This is a genomic window from Chengkuizengella sp. SCS-71B, from assembly GCF_040100845.1.
GTDB lineage: Bacteria > Bacillota > Bacilli > Paenibacillales > KCTC-33759 > Chengkuizengella.
Window position 1 is genome coordinate 57,684 of record NZ_JAZHSH010000001.1, and the last position, 18,655, is coordinate 76,338.

An 18,655-nucleotide genomic window follows, 5' to 3' on the forward strand; every position below is an offset into this window, starting at 1 on the left:
CATTTGCTAATTAATGCTTCTTTGCTTTCGCTATCTAGTTTTCAAGGAACATCAGTCGCTTGATCCACCTTTGTGGTGTTTTTTGCGACAAAAAATATCTTACCACATCTGCTTTTCTTCAGTCAACCGTTTTTTCAAACCATTTCTTGAAGTTTTTGCCTCTATGGTGGAGCCAAGCGGGATCGAACCGCTGACCTCCTGCGTGCAAAGCAGGCGCTCTCCCAGCTGAGCTATGGCCCCATAATTTAAACCCAAAAAGGTAATGGTGTGCTGCGAGGAGCACGTCCCATATGTTTAAGGGATAGTATGATGTGGTATTTTATTCGTTTTATTTATTCGGTACGTTTGTGGTGGGCCCTAGTGGACTCGAACCACCGACCTCACCCTTATCAGGGGTGCGCTCTAACCAGCTGAGCTAAGGGCCCGTACCGCTTGGCAACGTCCTACTCTCCCAGGACCTTGCGGTCCAAGTACCATCGGCGCTGGAGGGCTTAACGGTCGTGTTCGGTATGGGAACGCGTGGTACCCCTCCGCCATCATCACCAAACGAATGTATAGAGTGCCTTGCACTCTCAAAACTGAAAACGAGTGAACTGTATTCTCCATAGAAAGGAGGTGATCCAGCCGCACCTTCCGATACGGCTACCTTGTTACGACTTCACCCCAATCATCTACCCCACCTTCGGCGGCTGGCTCCCCAAGGGGTTACCTCACCGACTTCGGGTGTTGTAAACTCTCGTGGTGTGACGGGCGGTGTGTACAAGACCCGGGAACGTATTCACCGCGGCATGCTGATCCGCGATTACTAGCAATTCCGACTTCATGCAGGCGAGTTGCAGCCTGCAATCCGAACTGAGATCGGCTTTGTTGGGATTGGCTCCACCTCGCGGCTTCGCTGCCCTTTGTACCGACCATTGTAGTACGTGTGTAGCCCAGGTCATAAGGGGCATGATGATTTGACGTCATCCCCACCTTCCTCCGGTTTGTCACCGGCAGTCACCTTAGAGTGCCCAACTTCACTTGCTGGCAACTAAGATTAAGGGTTGCGCTCGTTGCGGGACTTAACCCAACATCTCACGACACGAGCTGACGACAACCATGCACCACCTGTCTCCTCTGTCCCGAAGGAAAGCCATATCTCTACAGCGTTCAAAGGGATGTCAAGACCTGGTAAGGTTCTTCGCGTTGCTTCGAATTAAACCACATACTCCACTGCTTGTGCGGGTCCCCGTCAATTCCTTTGAGTTTCAGTCTTGCGACCGTACTCCCCAGGCGGAATGCTTAATGTGTTAACTTCGGCACCAAGGGTATCGAAACCCCTAACACCTAGCATTCATCGTTTACGGCGTGGACTACCAGGGTATCTAATCCTGTTCGCTCCCCACGCTTTCGCGCCTCAGCGTCAGTTACAGACCAGAGAGTCGCCTTCGCCACTGGTGTTCCTCCACATCTCTACGCATTTCACCGCTACACGTGGAATTCCACTCTCCTCTTCTGCACTCAAGCTCACCAGTTTCCAGTGCGACTCGGAGTTGAGCTCCGAGTTTAAACACCAGACTTAATGGGCCGCCTGCGCGCCCTTTACGCCCAATAATTCCGGACAACGCTTGCCCCCTACGTATTACCGCGGCTGCTGGCACGTAGTTAGCCGGGGCTTTCTTCTCAGGTACCGTCTAAGCAAATGCAGTTAACATCTGCCTTCTCTTCCCTGGCAACAGAGCTTTACGATCCGAAAACCTTCTTCACTCACGCGGCGTTGCTCCGTCAGACTTTCGTCCATTGCGGAAGATTCCCTACTGCTGCCTCCCGTAGGAGTCTGGGCCGTGTCTCAGTCCCAGTGTGGCCGATCACCCTCTCAGGTCGGCTACGCATCGTCGCCTTGGTGAGCCCTTACCTCACCAACTAGCTAATGCGCCGCAGGTCCATCTCTAAGCGAGAGCTTACACCCTCTTTCTTCATCTCATCATGCGATGAAACGACCTTATCCGGTATTAGCTAATGTTTCCACTAGTTATCCCAGGCTTATAGGCAGGTTACCTACGTGTTACTCACCCGTCCGCCACTAAGAACATTAAAAAGCAAGCTTTTTAATCTCTTCGTTCGACTTGCATGTATTAGGCACGCCGCCAGCGTTCGTCCTGAGCCAGGATCAAACTCTCCATTAAAGGTTGTAATCTCTCGATCACAACTATTTTAGAGCGCTTGGCTCATTCTCTTGTTACTATTTTTTCGGTTCCCTGAAAAAGTAATCGGAATACTCTACTGAGCTTCACTTCACTTTTTTAGGTTTATGAACGGGTTCCCAAAAGTTTAAAACTTTTGAGCTATTTGTTTGGATTCCTGAAAAATTTCAAGTCTCCGTAAGTTCACTCGTTATTCAGTTTTCAAGGTGCAAAGAATGCCTTATTATCAAGCATTTTCTTTTGTTTTTATCGCCCATCTCAGCGGCGACTTGATAAATATAACACATATAAAACTATCATGTCAACACCTTTTATTTTTTTTCTAGCAGAACATAAAATCTTTCTAATCTCTATGCTTAACTTACGATTAATGGCAAATTAAAGTTCGTTTTAAATACTATATATATGTATAATTTTATTCCGAAAGAAAATGGATAACTAATTTCATATGATTAAAAATTTTATACCCATAACTCCTAACAAACCTGGGACCCCCAAAAGACCACTTGTAATGAGAACTACTGAATTCATCGGTAAAATATCCCCTTCTACTATTAAATTGATAATATAAATAAAAATAGCAGAAGTAATGATATTTATTAATACATAATTCATCCATTTTGAAACCTTCTGATAGTTTCTTATTCCCAGAATAAGTGCAAAAACAACAAATACTATGATTAAGTAAGATATAAACCCCATTCTAATCCCCCGCTTTTAATTTCTTCAACTTAGTAATCTGTAAATCCTTAGCCTGTCTTATTAACATTTCATACCTTTTTTCCGCTGCTTCCAATGAAAATATAGCAAAATCAATCTCGTCTTTATCAACAGCGTAATTAAACCTTTCTCCTGCTGCAATCCAATCATTTTTAGCTTTTTCTACTTCCTTATTAATTAACATTTCACTATTATCTATTTTATTAGAACTAAATTTGCTTAGGTACTGCTGAATACTCGCCATAAAAAACCTCCTTAGGTTATCATTCTCTCGGGAAGCATAATTAATATAATATATAAATTAAAACTATAGAATAGAACTTCAATAGCCAAATTAATTCAGCTCTAAATCAAAAACAACACTAAAAGATTAGCGAAAATTGAAAATTGTACGCAAAAAAAGCCACCTAATGGTGACTTTTATAAATATAATAGTTAGATTATGAATGTATTATTATGCCAATGTAGGTTGAATCGGCAGTACTCGTTCAATTTTTGTATTATGTTCTTGTACTTCCTCATTTTCTAGATATTGCACCCTGCCAATATCTGCACCTAATTGTTTTAATTTCTTAGTTACATTTACATATCCACGATCAATGTGATGAATTTCAGAGATTATTGTCTCCCCTTCAGCTGCTAATCCTGCTAGAATTAACGCTGCACCTGCTCTTAAATCTGTAGCATTGACCTTTGAGCCAATTAATTTAGTATTGCCAGTTACTACTGCTGTCTGTCCTTCTACTTTAATTTTGGCATTCATTCGTTTAAATTCAGAAACATGCATGAAGCGATTTTCAAATAAAGACTCAGAGACAATACTTGTACCATCTGAAATCATTAATAAGCTCATCATTTGAGATTGCATATCTGTCGGAAATCCTGGATATGGTAATGTTTTCAAGTCAACTGCTTTTAATGTAGATGAGGCAGAAACTCCAATTCCTTTTTCGTTGATAAGAATAGTGACCCCCATTTCTTCCAACTTTGAAATAACAGGTGTTAAATGGTCCCCAATTGCACCTTCAATAAAAATGCTTCCTCCAGTTATAGCTGCTGCAATCATGTATGTACCAGCTTCAATACGATCAGGGATCACAGTATGATCAACACCTGATAACTGTTGTACACCTTCTATTCTAATCATTCCTGTTCCTGCGCCTCGAACCTTCGCTCCCATTCCATTTAAAAAGTTTGCTAAATCGACAATTTCTGGTTCCTTGGCCGCATTTTCAATAATTGTCGTACCATCAGCTAGTGTGGCAGCCATCATAATATTTTCTGTCGCTCCAACACTAGGAACATCTAGATATATTTTAGCACCTTTTAATCTACCTTTAGATCTTGCTTCGATAAAACCTTGCCCGAATTCAATCTGAGCACCCATGGCTTCAAAACCTTTTAAATGTTGATCTATTGGACGAGTACCAATCGCACATCCTCCAGGTAAGGAGATTTTAGCATAACCCTCACGACCCAATAAAGAACCAGCAACTAAAAAAGACGCTCTCATTTTTCGTACCAGTTCGTAAGGTGCTTCATGTGCTTTTACTTCTTTGGCATCAACTTTTAAAACTTCATTCTCAAACTGAATATTTATCCCCATTGCCTCTAACACTTTAGCTATGGTAAGAACATCATCAAGAGGAGGAACATCATGAATTACACTTACTCCATCCTTTGCTAAAATTGAGGCAGCTATAATAGGTAATACAGCGTTTTTGGCACCGCTTATTTTGACTTTACCAGATAATGGTATGCCTCCGCGGACGATTATTTTTTCCATTATTAGGCCTCCGCGCATCAATAATATAGTCTGCAATCTTTTCAATTTTACACTACTATCCAATTTGTTACAACTAACTTTTATTTCCTGTTTTGTTTGTTCGAGTAATCATTTATTTAACATTGTTCACATTTCCCGCCAATGTTATTCTGCTACACTCATTGAAATAAATATTTTATTGCTAGAGACCAGTTATAATATTGAATGATAAAATTTCCCAGCTGATTACCAATCACAATTGTAATGATAACTTTTAATAATTTGGCTTCAAAACTATTCGGGTTTTTCATGAAAATATCAAATCGAAAAGATTGAAGCACTTTCCAGCACAATAAAATACTTAACAATACAATAACTATATTCGTAATGTTGTTTACAATTGCCTCCATCAACATGAAGCATTACATCTCCTACTCACTCTAATAATAAGTTATATATTAATGTAGCAAATTCAGCACGGCTTGTCTCATTTTGAGGCCTAAATGTGCCATCACTATAACCACTAATAATTCCATCCAATTTTAATTGAGTTAATACACCAGATGCCCAATACCCTTGAGGTATATCCTTAAAAGGATTTTCACCTTCCACACCTTCTTTACCAAGAGCGTTTGCTATTATTTTTGCTGCTTCAACTCTGCTTAAATTGTCGTTCGGAGCAAACGTTCCATCTGTATAACCATTAATTAAACCAGCTTGACTAGCTAAGAAAATTGGTTTATATGCCCAATTTTCACTAGATATATCTATAAATGGTGATGATGCAGGTTCTTCACCATTCAGCTCCATTGCCCTAACTACCATAGTGATTGCTTCGGCTCGTGTAATATTCTCATTTGGAAGAAAACGTCCATCAACCCCGTTAACTATTCCTCGCTCCCAAAGTTCTTTAATTTCCTCTTTTGCCCAATGTGTTTCAACATCTGTAAAGACTGTATCAATATTTCGCTCTGTAACTTTTAATGTATACATTTGATAATCAAAAGCCTGATCAGATACAAGTTTGACATAATAAGTTCCGGCAGACAATCCGTTTAAATGTTTATTGATGTTCGTTTTTCCTTCGTTTGTAGTTAGAAACACTAAGCTCTGTGTCGAATTTAACACACTTAATGTTACGTTTCTATCTTTTGGCAAATGATCTAAATCAATACTAATGTCGCTTGTTTCCTCAATTCTAAATGAAAACCAGTCTTCGTCTGTACCATGTTCAAAAACTCCATTTAATTCAGTATTCAAATTTAGTTTTGTAGTTTGATATGCTTTATCATTAGGTTCATTTACATCAACAAATGTAGGAAGATAATTTATTTGCAAATAATAATTCCCTATAATAGGTAAAGAGTTCATACCCTCTTCCTCATAGTTCTGTACTTGAAAATAATATTTCCCAGGTAATACAGAATCAGAAGAATAAAATTCATCTTCTCCAGCATTACCTCTATCTATGGAAAAAGAAGTGCCATCTGGTTTTTGTAGTATTAATTGTAAATCCATTCGATTCGTATCAGTAGAGAGTTCAATTTTTAAATTACCTTCTTGGACGACTTCTAGAACATACCAATCTTTATCGTTAACTTGATGGAATGTACCCAAAATGTATTCTCCCGTTTCCGGTAAAACAAACGCTTTATCTTGAGTATCATTATCTTCATATAAATCAGCCGCGATTACAAATTGAGAAGTAAATTCATATGACAATAATTCATGATCAGTCTGGTCTCTATACCTTAATTGAATATAACTTTTTTGATCTTTTTTTACTGGTAATTTTACAGACTGTGATAAATCATATATTATAATTTCTCCATTAAAATGATAAAGCAATTCAACATCCGTTACATCAACATCGTCAGTTAAAGTTGATTCAAATTCAAATTTTAAACTTCCATCATATAAACTTTCTAAATAAAACCAATCCTCATCGTTTTCACCTGTTAGTACACCTGTCATCATAGCGTCCATTTGAAGAGGTTTAGACTTATCTTTACTATTATTATCTTCATAAATATCTTCAATAGCTGGATCAATCAAAGCAGAATCAATTCTTAACAACCCATAACCAGTGTACTCATCCCAACCGATGTCATGAACATCTTCTGCAGTTTGTCGAATTAAGTTCCTAATTTGAGAAGGTTCTAATTCAGGATATTGTGACCAGATTAGTGCTGCTGCTGCTGCAACTTGAGGCGCGGCCATAGAAGTCCCATTATTAGATGTATAACTTCCATCAAGACCTGTCGTATATACATTTACAGGTGCTACCACATCAATCTCTTGCCCAAAATTTGAGTATTCAACAATGCTGTTATCGTTTTTCAATCCACCAACAGCTAGAACAGAAGGATACGCTGCTGGATATCGAATCGACCGCTGACCATCATTACCAGATGCTGCTACAATTAATACTCCATTATCCTCTGCATATTGAACAATTTCCTGTAAATATGGTGAAGCACTATGTAAGCCCAACGACATTATTACTATTTTCGCCCCATTCTCCACCGCATATCGAATACCTTCTCCAATATCGGATTCATTGCCTAACCCTTGTTCATCTAATGCTTTAATAGGCATAATTTGGGTATCCCATAGTATACCTGAAACACCAATTACATTATTCCCTGTAGCAGCTACAATACCAGCCACATTTGTTCCGTGTCCATTATCATCTTGCGGAGGAAGACTTCTATCTAGTATATTTACACCTTCTACTAAATTGTCTACTAAATCGGGATGATGCAAATCAACTCCTGTATCAACAACTGCTATTTTTATCGCAGTATTTTCATTTGCAATATCCCATGCTTCAACAGCACCAATATTGCTCAAATAAGATTGTTGAGATATAAACTCATCATTTGGCGCAGAGAATACTTCAACTGTATGGTTTAACTGAAAATACTCAACATGTGGAGAGTTATTTAAACTAGACAACCATAAATGTATGTTTTCACCTTGATTCGGTCTTAATACACTAATGTTAAAGTCAGTATATTGTCCTACCACTTCACTTATTGATAAAAGCTGCTCATCCTTTTCATCAATCCATTTAATAATCCAACTTTGATCAATGTGATATTCAGATGATTGCGCATAAATGTGGTTCTGGGTATGTATAGTTTGTATGACTAATGTTGCAAATAGAAAAGAGACTATTACAAATGCATTTGTTATATATTTTTTCATGATTGTCCCTATCCTTTGTTTTATATTTATAATCTATAAACTAAATCTATCATGTTTTATATTAATAATAAAGTAAATCTTTCTATATTTTTTATTTACTCAACTGGAAAATAATTCTGGATGAATAATGGAAGTATTTTTTATAGAAATAAAAAAATCACCCCTACATCATCAAGTTATACTTTTCAAAATCATAACTTGATAATATGAGAGGTGAAAATAATATGAGAAGTGTAAGAAATCATTTATTAACGACACATATGATGCCGTCAAATTCTCCACTATTTCGTATTTTTATGGAAGACATATGATAAACCTTACTCCTTACTATCTGATAAAAAAATCTGTCCCTATTGTAAAGATGTTGTTAATGTAGCTTAAAACATATTGAGGAAAGAATCCAAGAATAATGGTAACCACAGTGCTGATCCATATTGTAATACATATAGGAGCTGTTAGTTTCAACTTGTTCGAACCTGCTTCAAAATTTGTTCGCATAAACATTTGACGAATAATAGAAAAATAATAATAAAAGGATATAACACTGGTAAGAATCATAACGATTGCTAACCAATAGGCTTTAACTTGCAGTGCAGCTAGTAAAATAAATACTTTACCGATAAACCCTCCTGTAACAGGTAGCCCAGCTAGGGATAGAAGAAGGATCACAACTGCAAATGCTGTATATGGTGCCCTATAATATAGACCTGCAAACCCTTTTAGCTCATCATTACCTGTAGTCCTCTCAATTGCCATCAACACTGCAAATGCGCCAAGATTCATAAACAAATAGGCTATTAAATAAAAATACAGTTCAGAAAAATTAGATGAATGCGGAACTTGACTATGTAAACCAATTCCAATAGGAACTAATAAGTATCCTGCATTCGCTACACCTGAATAAGCTAAAAGACGTTTCACATTTCGTTGTTTTAAAGCTAGTGCATTCCCTAAAATCATTGCAGTAGCAGCAATGATTAAAATGATCATAAACAGGTCCAAAAAGATTGGGCTCTGCTCTTGTCCCCCAACTCCGTAATAAACTAAATATACCAATCTAAATAACATCGCAAAACCAGCCGCTTTGGAAACTGTAGCTAAATATGCGGTTACAGGTGTTGCTGCTCCTTGATATACATCTGCTGCCCACGTATGAAAAGGCGCTGCAGCAATTTTAGTCCCTAATCCTGCAATGATTAACATGAAACTAACAAAGATCATCAACTCAAAGGAACTATCACTGAATTGCAATGCTTGATTGATTTCATTTAAATTTGTACTACCGGACAGACCATATAAAAATGACATACCGTATAGTATAAATGCTGAAGCTATACCTCCAACGACGATATATTTAAACGAGGCTTCATTTGTTTTCGTATTCCCTTTCCTTATTCCTACCATAATATAAGAAGTGATACTGAGCAACTCAAGACCTACATACAAAGTAATTAAGTCTCCTGAGGATGCCATAATCATAGCGCCTAATGTCGCAGGTAAAAATAAATAATAATATTCTCCTCTGTGATGAATGTCTTCCTTTTTAATGGAGCCAATACTCATGAAGAGAATGAAGATTGTTCCGACAAGGAATATCAGTTTAAATAAATTTGCAAAATCGTCTACTCGATAACTTAAATTTAATAATTGTACAGGAACTAGTGGGTCCTCTGAAAGATTTAACAATCGCATATAATGAATGACAAATGCGGTTGAAATCATTAGAGAAATAATCGATAACCATCCTAATATCGTACGATTTACCTTGTTAGGTAATATCAAATCTAAGACCGATATGATAACTGCAGCGATGACTAAAGTGAGCTCTGGTGATAAATATACTAAATCAGATAAATGAAGACGTTCCTCCATTGGTTAACCCCCCATCTTCGAGATTATGCTTAGAATCGTTTCTTGCATTGGTTCAATTAAAACAGCTGGATATATCCCTAGAAGAAGAATAAAAGCAACCAAAGCAATCATTGGAACGGCTTCAATTAATCTTGCCTCATTCATCTTGGTATATTGTGCTGGCAATGATCCAAATGTCATTTTCAATACCCCTCGCAACACATAAACAGCAGTTAATACAATTCCAAGTGTACCTATTACAGTAACGATAGGCATCGTATCAAACAATCCTACAAAGGCTAAAAACTCACTAATGAAACCTGATAAACCTGGTAATCCCAATGAAGCCATACCTGCAATTAACAAAATACCACTTATAAATGGAATAGACTTAGCTAAACCACCCAATTCATCAAGTTTTGTAGTTTGGGTTCGTTCGTAAATACTACCGACAATTAAGAACATTAAAGCGGATATCAAACCATGTGAAACTAATTGATATATTGCTCCTTGCATACCAACCACATTAAAGGCTGCAATACCAAGAAGTACAATACCCATATGACTTATACTTGAATAAGCTAAAATTAATCTAAATTCATTTTGTACAAATGCTAATATGGCACCATACAAAATATTAATTATTCCTAAAACAGCTAAAACATAAGCCCATTCTTTTGCTTGTTCTGGAAATAATACAACCCCAAAACGAATAAGTCCATATGCACCCATTTTTAACAGTAAACCAGAGTGAATCATAACAATGGATGGAGGTGCTTCTGTATGTACCCTTAACATCCAAGTATGGAACGGGAAAATCGGTAATTTAATTCCAAATGCCACAAGCAGCATAATGAAAATAAACCACCTCATATTCTCGCTCAAATAAAATATAGCCCCTTCAATATTCACAAAGGCTTGTGGATTATTTAACTGATCAAATATGACACCTACATCAGATGTATATCTCAATAAATTAGCAGCTTCGTCAAAATAAAAACCTGCAGAATTAATTAGTATCAATATGGCTATCAACATGATAGCAGAACCAACACCATTGTAAATTAAAAACTTATTTGCAGCTCGCTCTCGATCTTTGTAACCCCATATTCCAATTAAGAAAAACATAGGAATTAAAGTGATTTCAAAGAAGATAAAAAACAACATTAAATCTTTTGCGAAGAAAACACCCAATATACCTAATTCAAGAATTAAGAACAGTATATAAAAAGTCTTCCATCTTTTTTTGATGTATACAGAAGCAAGTGCAGCCATTGCACAGACCAAAGCAGTTAAAAATGCTAATGATAATGATAATCCATCCACACCCATTAAATACTTAAATTCGTAAGCATAATCTACTTCTGGAGCACCAGATGGTGATATCAATTCACTATTTAATGGAATTTCTAAAAATTTCTTCTCTTCTGTAAATTGCATGCCAGAAGAGGTATTATCAAACTCAATATATAATAAGGCTGACAAAATTAATGTGAATATCGTTGTAGCTATAGCAATCCATCTAATCGCTTTCCCTTTTTTGCTTGGAATAAACAAAATAATCAATATTCCTATCAAAGGAGAAAATGTAATTAAGGAGAGTAAAGGCAGATGTTCTAACATTTAAAAATACCTCCTTCCAAGCATAGCTGCGATAATAATAATAAATCCAAGCAATGTCACTAAACCATAAGTTTGTATTTGTCCATTCTGGACCCTAGTACTCGCTCTACCAGTTGCCAAAACAATATTGGCTGTTAATTTAACTAATCCATCCACTATAAATCGATCAATTGTGTTTAGGATAAGACCCAATACACGTAATGGTTTCACAATGGTCCATTCATATATCTCGTCTATATAATATCGATTGGCTAGTAAATGATAAGCCCAGTTTCTTGAATTTTCATTTTGAGAAACTGATTTTTCACTAAACACGATCCAACCTATTACAATACCTGCAACAGCTACTAAGGTAGATAAAATCATGACAATCCAATTCGTATGTTCTTCGACTACATCACCCGTTAACCATTCACCTAACCAAGAATTAAACGGTGTAAATAGAAAACCTGAAATAACAGCTAAAACGCATAAAACAATTAGTGGTAACGTCATCACAATAGGTGACTCTTTGGGGGTAACAGAAGAACGATTACTTCCCAGAAAAGCAACCTTAAACAATCTAGTCATATAAAATGCAGTGAAAAATGCTGCAGTGATTCCAATAATAAACAAAATCATGTTGTCATGATACGCTTCTGTTAAAATTGCATCTTTGGACCAAAAACCTGATAACGGGAAAATTCCTGATAAAGCTAATGCCCCGATAGCAAAAGTGACCGTGGTTACTTTCATCGATTTCCAAATACCGCCCATTTCTCTTATATCTTGTTTATGCAAAGCATGTAATACACTACCTGCACCGAGGAATAGAAGTGCTTTAAAAAATGCATGTGTCATTAAATGGAATACTCCGGCTGTATAAGCTCCTATTCCAAGAGCCATGATCATATACCCTAGTTGACTGACAGTAGAATAAGCCAGAATACGTTTAAAATCATTTTGAGCGATTGCAATCGTTGCTGCAAATATCGCAGTAAAACCACCTACATAAGCTACAACCTCCATTGCAATAGGTGATGCTAGGAAAATATCATAAGTACGTGCAATTAAATACACACCTGCAGCAACCATTGTAGCCGCATGAATTAAAGCACTAATAGGTGTAGGGCCTTCCATCGCATCCGGTAACCAAGTATGTAACGGAAATTGACCTGATTTTCCCATTGCCCCTACAAATATTAAAATTGCGATTGTAGTAATAACCCAAGCTTCAATTGGAATGCTATTTGTACTAAACGCATTATGTATATCTGTAAAATCTAAAGAATGATTTGGCATATACCAGAACAACATTAAGATGGCAATAAATAATCCAACATCTCCAATTCTGGTAACAATAAAGGCTTTTTTCGCCGCAGCTTTAGCTGACTCTTTTTCATACCAAAATCCAATAAGTAAAAAAGAACAAACACCTACAAGTTCCCAGAAAATATATAATTCAAGTAAGTTTACCGATATTACAAGTCCTAACATTGAAAATGTAAATAATGAAATATAACTATAAAAAACCGAAATTCTATGATCATCCTTCATATATGCTTTTGAATATAAATTGACTAATAAACTGACTAGGGTGACAACGATTAACATCATCGCATTTAAATTGTTAATTTCAAATCCTAATCGAATAGAGATATCACCAAATGACAGCCAATCAAACTCTTTCCAAGTGTAAGCATCCATCGTACCATTCAGACGTTCAAGTAAAACTAAAAAGGCGAATATAAATGAGAGTAGCGCAGCTCCAGTGCTGATATAGGCACTCCATTTGTTTCCTTGCTTACCGATTGCAACCAGTATAACAAAAGCAATCAATGGAAAGAGTGGTATAAGCCAAGCTAATTGAGAGAATACCGATTCCATAGTACCCTTCCTTTCCTTAAGTATTTATTCTTGTTCAAAAAGGTAGTTATTTTTTCAATGAATTCATTTCAGTAACATTTGCTGTTGCTTTATTTCGATACAATGCAATTAAAATGGCTATACCTACTGCGGCTTCAGCTGCAGCAATCGTGATATTAAACAAAGAAAAAATTTGCCCTTTTAAGGAAGGATTGATTCCAAATTTCGCAAAAGCAATCAAATTAAGATTTACTGCGTTTAACATCAATTCAATACATAATAATACGATAACCGCATTCTTTTTTGACAGTGCACCATAGAGACCGATCACAAACAACACAGCAGCTAATGTAAGATAAGAAGAAATCATGTTGTTTAATCCTCCTCCCTTTTAGCCACAACGATGGCTCCGATGAAAGCGACCGTCAATAACACAGATACCAATTCAAAAGGAATCACATGCCAAGTAAAAAGCTCAATTCCTATCATTTTTGTATTGTCTTCAGTAGAAGTAAATTCTTGAATTGGAAAAGCTGCATCCTGAATCGCTAAATATAAAATAACAAAAAAACCGATGCTCCCAACTAACAAGAGTACGTTATGTAATACTCTCTTCGGCTCTTCATTTTGCTTTTCATGTTTCGTCATCATAATTCCAAAAATCATTAAAATCGTCATTGCACCTGCATAAATTAAAACTTGTACAAAGGCTAGAAACTCGGCATCAAGCATAACGTATAAACCTGCAAGACTAATAAAAGTAGTAGCAAGAGCTATAACCATGTGGACAACTCTTTGGAGATTAATTAAAAAAACTGCACCTATAATAATGAGCATGGAAAAAATAATAAATAATACATTTTTTCCATTCAATATGAAATCTATAAAATTCTCCAGCATAAGCTACTTTTCCTCCTTCTTCGCCTTTGATGGGATGGATTTTGGTTGCAAATTAATGCTGTTTTCTTTTCTAACATTTGTATTATTATCATTTAACCAATCCATATTTTTAAACAGATCATCCCGACTATAGGTTGCTAATTCAAAATTATTCGTCATAACAATGGCCTCTGTAGGACAAACTTCTGTACATAAATCACATAAAATACAAATTTCAAAGTTGATATCGTAAGTGTCAATTACCTTTCCTTTTTTCTCAGGATCAGGATTTTTCTTCCCTATAAGATCAATACAGTCTGTAGGGCATATATTCATACACTGATTACACACGATACATTTTTCAGGATCAAAATGCTGCACACCTCGAAAACGATCGGGCATCTGTAAAGGAACATCAGGATATTGATAAGTTATTTTTTTCTTCGTAAGATTTCTTAAGGTAACACCCATTCCTTTAACTATACCTTTCAACGGTTTCACCTCACTTCAATAGTAGCATTATTTAATAATTTCTATAATAATTGTCGTTACAAATATATTAACCAAAGCCAATGGTAATAAAACCTTCCAACCTAACGACATTAAATGATCTACTCTTATTCTTGGCAGCGTTGCACGAATCCAAAATAGGAAAAATACGATGGATGAAAATTTTAAAATAAACCATATTATCCCTGGGATAAAATTTAGAAATGGCAACGGAGAATGCCAGCCACCTAAGAATAAAATTGTCGTTAGTGCTGCAATGGCATATACATAAACATATTCAGCTAGCATAAAGAAAGCAAATCTAAAACCACTGTATTCCACATGATAACCGGCAACTAATTCTGATTCTGCCTCTGGCAAATCAAATGGAGTACGGTTTAACTCTGATACTGCTGCTATGATAAATATGATAAATCCAACGATCTGGGGAAGAACATTCCAGTTCCAAAAACCTCCCGCTTGACCTTCTACGATGGTATTTAAACTTAAACTGCCACTTAAAAGAATGACACCGACAACAGACATGACTAAAGGGACTTCATAACTAATCATTTGAGCAGCTGAACGCATGCCACCTAATAATGAATATTTGTTATTTGAAGCCCATCCACCAAGTAATATCCCTATAGTTGAAATACTGGATAAAGCAAAATAATATAATAACCCTACATTCAAATCTGCAAATTGCAATTTTGCAGTGTAAGGAATCGTTGCCAGCACTATAAACGCGGGTACAAACGTAATAACAGGAGCTAAGATAAATAGAAATCGATCTGCCTTATTTGGAATCGTATCCTCTTTAATTAACAGCTTCAATACATCTGCAACAGTTTGAAATAAACCTAATGGTCCAACACGGTTTGGTCCTTTTCTCAATTGAATCCAACCAATAACTTTACGTTCAAAATAAATGGCATAGGTTACAAAACCAAGCACCACTAAAAGAAGAACAGTAGCCCATAATAAAAACCAACTAAAACTAGATAATGTTAGTTCCTGGAGCAGATCCATTAGCCATCTACCTCCCCTAATACAATATCAACACCACCAAGAATCGTCACTAAATTTGTCATGGTTTCACCTACTAGTAACTTAGGTAAAATTTGCAGATTTACAAATGAAGGTCTTCTAAACTTCAAACGATAAGGTTGTGGTTTTTTCTTAGATACAATATGACAACCAATTTCTCCTCTTGGAGATTCAATACGTGTATAAACTTCACCTTCTGGAGGTCTAATTACTCGTGGTACTTTGGCCATTATTTTCCCATCTTCAGGAAACTGTTCTACAGCTTGTTCCAAAATACGCAAACTTTGTTTAATTTCTTCAAATCGCACTAAGTATCTAGCATAACAGTCCCCTTCTGTTTGAACAGGAACATCAAACTCAAAACGATCATATATACTATATGGCTGGTTTTTACGAAGATCAAACTTTACCCCTGTGGATCTTAAATTAGCACCACTAAGGCCATAATCAATTGCAGTTTGTGCATCATATTTGCCAATACCTTTAACTCTAGCTAAAAAGATTTCGTTTCCACTTACTAACTGCTCATATTCATCTAACTTTTCTCTCATGTATGGTATGAAATCACGGACTTTATCAATCCAGCCTTCAGGAGCATCCCATTTCACACCGCCTACTCTCATGTAGAAATAAGTAAGTCGAGCACCACATAATTCATTAAACATATTTATGATCATTTCCCTTTCTCTAAAAGCATAAAGAAAAGGACTCATAGCACCGATGTCTAATAAATAAGTTCCCCACCATACTAAATGGCTAGCAATGCGCTGCAACTCCATAACAATTAAACGTAAAAACTCTGCTCTTTCAGGAATTTCAAGGTCCATCAACGTTTCAACTGCATGACATAACACGTAATTGTTTGTCATAGCAGAGACATAGTCCATTCTATCTGTATAGGGAATAACTTGAGTGTAAGTTAAATTTTCAGCTAGTTTCTCAGTACCTCTATGTAAATATCCGATTACAGGTGTTGCTTCTGTAATGACTTCTCCGTCTAACTTTACGATAATTCTAAAAACACCATGTGTACTCGGATGCTGTGGTCCAACATTTAATAGTAATTCTTCTGTACGTATCATCTGGTTTGTTACACCTCCGGATCTATCGGTTCATAGTCTTTTCTTAAAGGATGCCCTTCCCAATCATCAGGCATCATGATCCTTGTTAAATTAGGATGACCCGGAAATTGAATACCTAACAAATCATAGACTTCTCTTTCATTCCAGTTCGCCGCATTCCATACAGGTGTGACTGATGGGATAGAAGGATCTTTTCTATCTGCTTTGACCTTAATGCAAATATCGTATTGGTTGTCTGAAGACATCGAAAGTAAATAATAAACTACCTCAAAATGTGTCTCATAATCTATACCAGTAATATTACGTAAATAATTAAGCTTTGGTGTTTCTGACTCTTTAAGCAACATAGCAGTTTTATCCCAATAAACACTTCCAATTACAATGCATGGCAAGTTCCTATCTAGCTCATTGATATAAGCTTCTTCAACTGCATCTTCTGATACATTTGTTTTTATGAACTCAACCAAGCGATCTAATCTATCTTGATTTGGTAAAGGTTCTACAACTTCTACTGCTTCAGTTTGCTCAATTTCCTTTTTTGCTTCTTTAGGGTCCATTTCAGTAACTTGTTTTTGATCACTCATACCTCTGTCACCCTTTTCCCCGTTTTTGCTTCATATTTTATCTTTTCTTGTAATTTATTTATTCCATAAATTAAAGCAGCTGGATTAGGAGGGCAGCCTGGAATATATACATCTACAGGAACAATTTGGTCTACCCCTTTGACTACAGAATAAGATTTAATATATGGACCTCCTGCCGTAGCGCATGAACCCATCGCAATGACCCATTTCGGTTCAGGCATTTGATCATATAAACGTCGTAATAGAGGAGCCATTTTTTTAGTTACTGTACCGGATACAATCATGACATCTGATTGTCTTGGAGAGGTACGGAATATAACTCCAAAACGATCTAAATCATAATGTGATGCACCAGTTCCCATCATTTCAATGGCACAACAAGCTAAGCCAAAAGTAAGTGGCCATAAGGAATTACTTCTCGCCCATGCCTTTAACTGCTCTAAGGTACCCATAAATACGTTACGTTCCAATTCCTCTTGTTCTTCTGGTGAAATCTTTGCTAAATCGAGTTCCATTGCAACACCTTCTTTTTCCAAGCGTAAGCTAATCCTACAACTAATAATGATACGAAAATCAACATTTCAACTAAAGCAAAAAGTCCTAATTTGTCATAAGCAACTGCCCATGGATATAAAAAGACAGTTTCAACATCAAAGATAACAAACATTAGAGCAAATAAATAATAACGAATGTTGAAACGAATTTGACCTGCACCAACAGGTTCGTTTCCACTCTCATAAGTGGTGTACTTCTCTTTCGTTGGATTATTAGGTCTTAAAAACCGACCAAACGTAAGCGCTGCCACGGGTAAGAAGATACCGAGCGCAATAAAAATAGCGACGATAACATAGTTATTGATGTATGTTTCCATCGGCTTAGTCCCTCCATTCAATGAAGTCCAATTTATAAGTTTTTCTTATAGACATTTTTAATTTCAATAATAAATGTCGTGAACATTATAACAAAAGCTTCCATCGAAGTCTATTGTACAATTAATGTATTTTTTTTAAGCAAACTATTGTTGGTAATCACTGGATTATCCATTACTGGTCATGGACATTCAGAAATTTAAAGCTGTTATCTATTTATCATGTACAAACAGTATATTTTCAAACAAAAATATTTGCTTCAAAATTAAATATAATACATAACCTCATATGTTTTTTATTAAAAAATCAACTATTGTATTTCTTATAGTGATTATAAAATGTGATGTATTTCACAACCATCTATGTTAAAGTAGTTAATTTCTTTATAAACTATGATATTAATAAACATTTTGTGATCAATCATGTAAAATATCACAATAATATATACTTACTTATCCTATAGAAAAAAACTGCCGACATATCATGTACGACAGTTTTTAATTCA

At 36.1% G+C, this 18,655-nt stretch carries 16 protein-coding genes, 2 tRNA genes and 2 rRNA genes; all 20 read right to left on the reverse strand.

The annotated features are described in order from the left end of the window. Positions 1–164: 164 nt before the first annotated feature. A tRNA-Ala gene (locus VQL36_RS00305) sits at positions 165–240 on the reverse strand. A 108-nt stretch (positions 241–348) separates the two neighbouring features. Beyond that, a tRNA-Ile gene (locus VQL36_RS00310) sits at positions 349–425 on the reverse strand. A 5-nt stretch (positions 426–430) separates the two neighbouring features. Beyond that, positions 431–547: ribosomal RNA gene (rrf, locus tag VQL36_RS00315) — 5S ribosomal RNA — on the reverse strand. Between the two features lie 61 nt (positions 548–608). After that, positions 609–2,165 (reverse strand): 16S ribosomal RNA (locus VQL36_RS00320). Between the two features lie 462 nt (positions 2,166–2,627). Beyond that, a complete protein-coding gene (locus VQL36_RS00325; RefSeq protein ID WP_349247397.1) occupies positions 2,628–2,885 on the reverse strand; it encodes a pro-sigmaK processing inhibitor BofA family protein in 258 nt (85 codons plus the stop codon). A gap of 1 nt (position 2,886) precedes the next feature. Further along, complete coding sequence (locus tag VQL36_RS00330; RefSeq protein WP_349247398.1) at positions 2,887–3,147, reverse strand: DUF2508 family protein; 261 nt, start codon at positions 3,145–3,147, stop codon at positions 2,887–2,889. 210 nt (positions 3,148–3,357) lie between these two features. Next, the gene (gene murA, locus VQL36_RS00335; RefSeq protein WP_349247399.1) at positions 3,358–4,689 is read right to left on the reverse strand and encodes a UDP-N-acetylglucosamine 1-carboxyvinyltransferase; all 1,332 of its coding nucleotides are present in this window, start codon (positions 4,687–4,689) and stop codon (positions 3,358–3,360) included. A 158-nt stretch (positions 4,690–4,847) separates the two neighbouring features. After that, complete coding sequence (locus VQL36_RS00340; RefSeq protein WP_349247400.1) at positions 4,848–5,084, reverse strand: DUF1146 family protein; 237 nt, start codon at positions 5,082–5,084, stop codon at positions 4,848–4,850. A 19-nt stretch (positions 5,085–5,103) separates the two neighbouring features. Next, the gene (locus VQL36_RS00345) at positions 5,104–7,878 is read right to left on the reverse strand and encodes a S8 family peptidase (protein ID WP_349247401.1); all 2,775 of its coding nucleotides are present in this window, start codon (positions 7,876–7,878) and stop codon (positions 5,104–5,106) included. Positions 7,879–8,205: 327 nt separating this feature from the next. Continuing rightward, positions 8,206–9,750, reverse strand: a complete 1,545-nt coding sequence (locus VQL36_RS00350; protein WP_349247402.1) for an NADH-quinone oxidoreductase subunit N — start codon at positions 9,748–9,750, stop codon at positions 8,206–8,208. Between the two features lie 3 nt (positions 9,751–9,753). Then, complete coding sequence (locus VQL36_RS00355; RefSeq protein ID WP_349247403.1) at positions 9,754–11,352, reverse strand: NADH-quinone oxidoreductase subunit M; 1,599 nt, start codon at positions 11,350–11,352, stop codon at positions 9,754–9,756. Then, positions 11,353–13,218: an NADH-quinone oxidoreductase subunit L gene (gene nuoL, locus VQL36_RS00360; protein WP_349247404.1), complete on the reverse strand. Its 1,866-nt coding sequence runs from the start codon at positions 13,216–13,218 to the stop codon at positions 11,353–11,355. Positions 13,219–13,264: 46 nt separating this feature from the next. After that, positions 13,265–13,567, reverse strand: a complete 303-nt coding sequence (gene nuoK / locus VQL36_RS00365) for an NADH-quinone oxidoreductase subunit NuoK (protein ID WP_305994145.1) — start codon at positions 13,565–13,567, stop codon at positions 13,265–13,267. A gap of 5 nt (positions 13,568–13,572) precedes the next feature. Continuing rightward, positions 13,573–14,097 (reverse strand): NADH-quinone oxidoreductase subunit J, encoded by a 525-nt coding sequence (locus VQL36_RS00370; protein ID WP_349247405.1) that lies wholly within the window; start codon positions 14,095–14,097, stop codon positions 13,573–13,575. Positions 14,098–14,100: 3 nt separating this feature from the next. Beyond that, positions 14,101–14,568, reverse strand: a complete 468-nt coding sequence (gene nuoI, locus VQL36_RS00375; protein WP_349247406.1) for an NADH-quinone oxidoreductase subunit NuoI — start codon at positions 14,566–14,568, stop codon at positions 14,101–14,103. A gap of 27 nt (positions 14,569–14,595) precedes the next feature. Next, the gene (nuoH, locus tag VQL36_RS00380) at positions 14,596–15,597 is read right to left on the reverse strand and encodes an NADH-quinone oxidoreductase subunit NuoH (RefSeq protein ID WP_349247407.1); all 1,002 of its coding nucleotides are present in this window, start codon (positions 15,595–15,597) and stop codon (positions 14,596–14,598) included. Continuing rightward, positions 15,597–16,697, reverse strand: a complete 1,101-nt coding sequence (locus VQL36_RS00385) for an NADH-quinone oxidoreductase subunit D (protein WP_349247408.1) — start codon at positions 16,695–16,697, stop codon at positions 15,597–15,599. Before VQL36_RS00385 ends, nuoH begins: the two co-directional genes overlap by 1 nt. 8 nt (positions 16,698–16,705) lie before the next feature. Next, complete coding sequence (locus VQL36_RS00390) at positions 16,706–17,281, reverse strand: NADH-quinone oxidoreductase subunit C (protein ID WP_349247409.1); 576 nt, start codon at positions 17,279–17,281, stop codon at positions 16,706–16,708. After that, positions 17,278–17,796: an NADH-quinone oxidoreductase subunit B family protein gene (locus VQL36_RS00395; protein WP_349247410.1), complete on the reverse strand. Its 519-nt coding sequence runs from the start codon at positions 17,794–17,796 to the stop codon at positions 17,278–17,280. The genes VQL36_RS00390 and VQL36_RS00395 overlap by 4 nt, the downstream gene beginning before the upstream one ends. Continuing rightward, positions 17,781–18,152, reverse strand: coding sequence for an NADH-quinone oxidoreductase subunit A (locus tag VQL36_RS00400; RefSeq protein ID WP_349247411.1), 372 nt, complete (start codon positions 18,150–18,152; stop codon positions 17,781–17,783). The genes VQL36_RS00395 and VQL36_RS00400 overlap by 16 nt, the downstream gene beginning before the upstream one ends. Between the last annotated feature and the right edge of the window lie 503 nt (positions 18,153–18,655).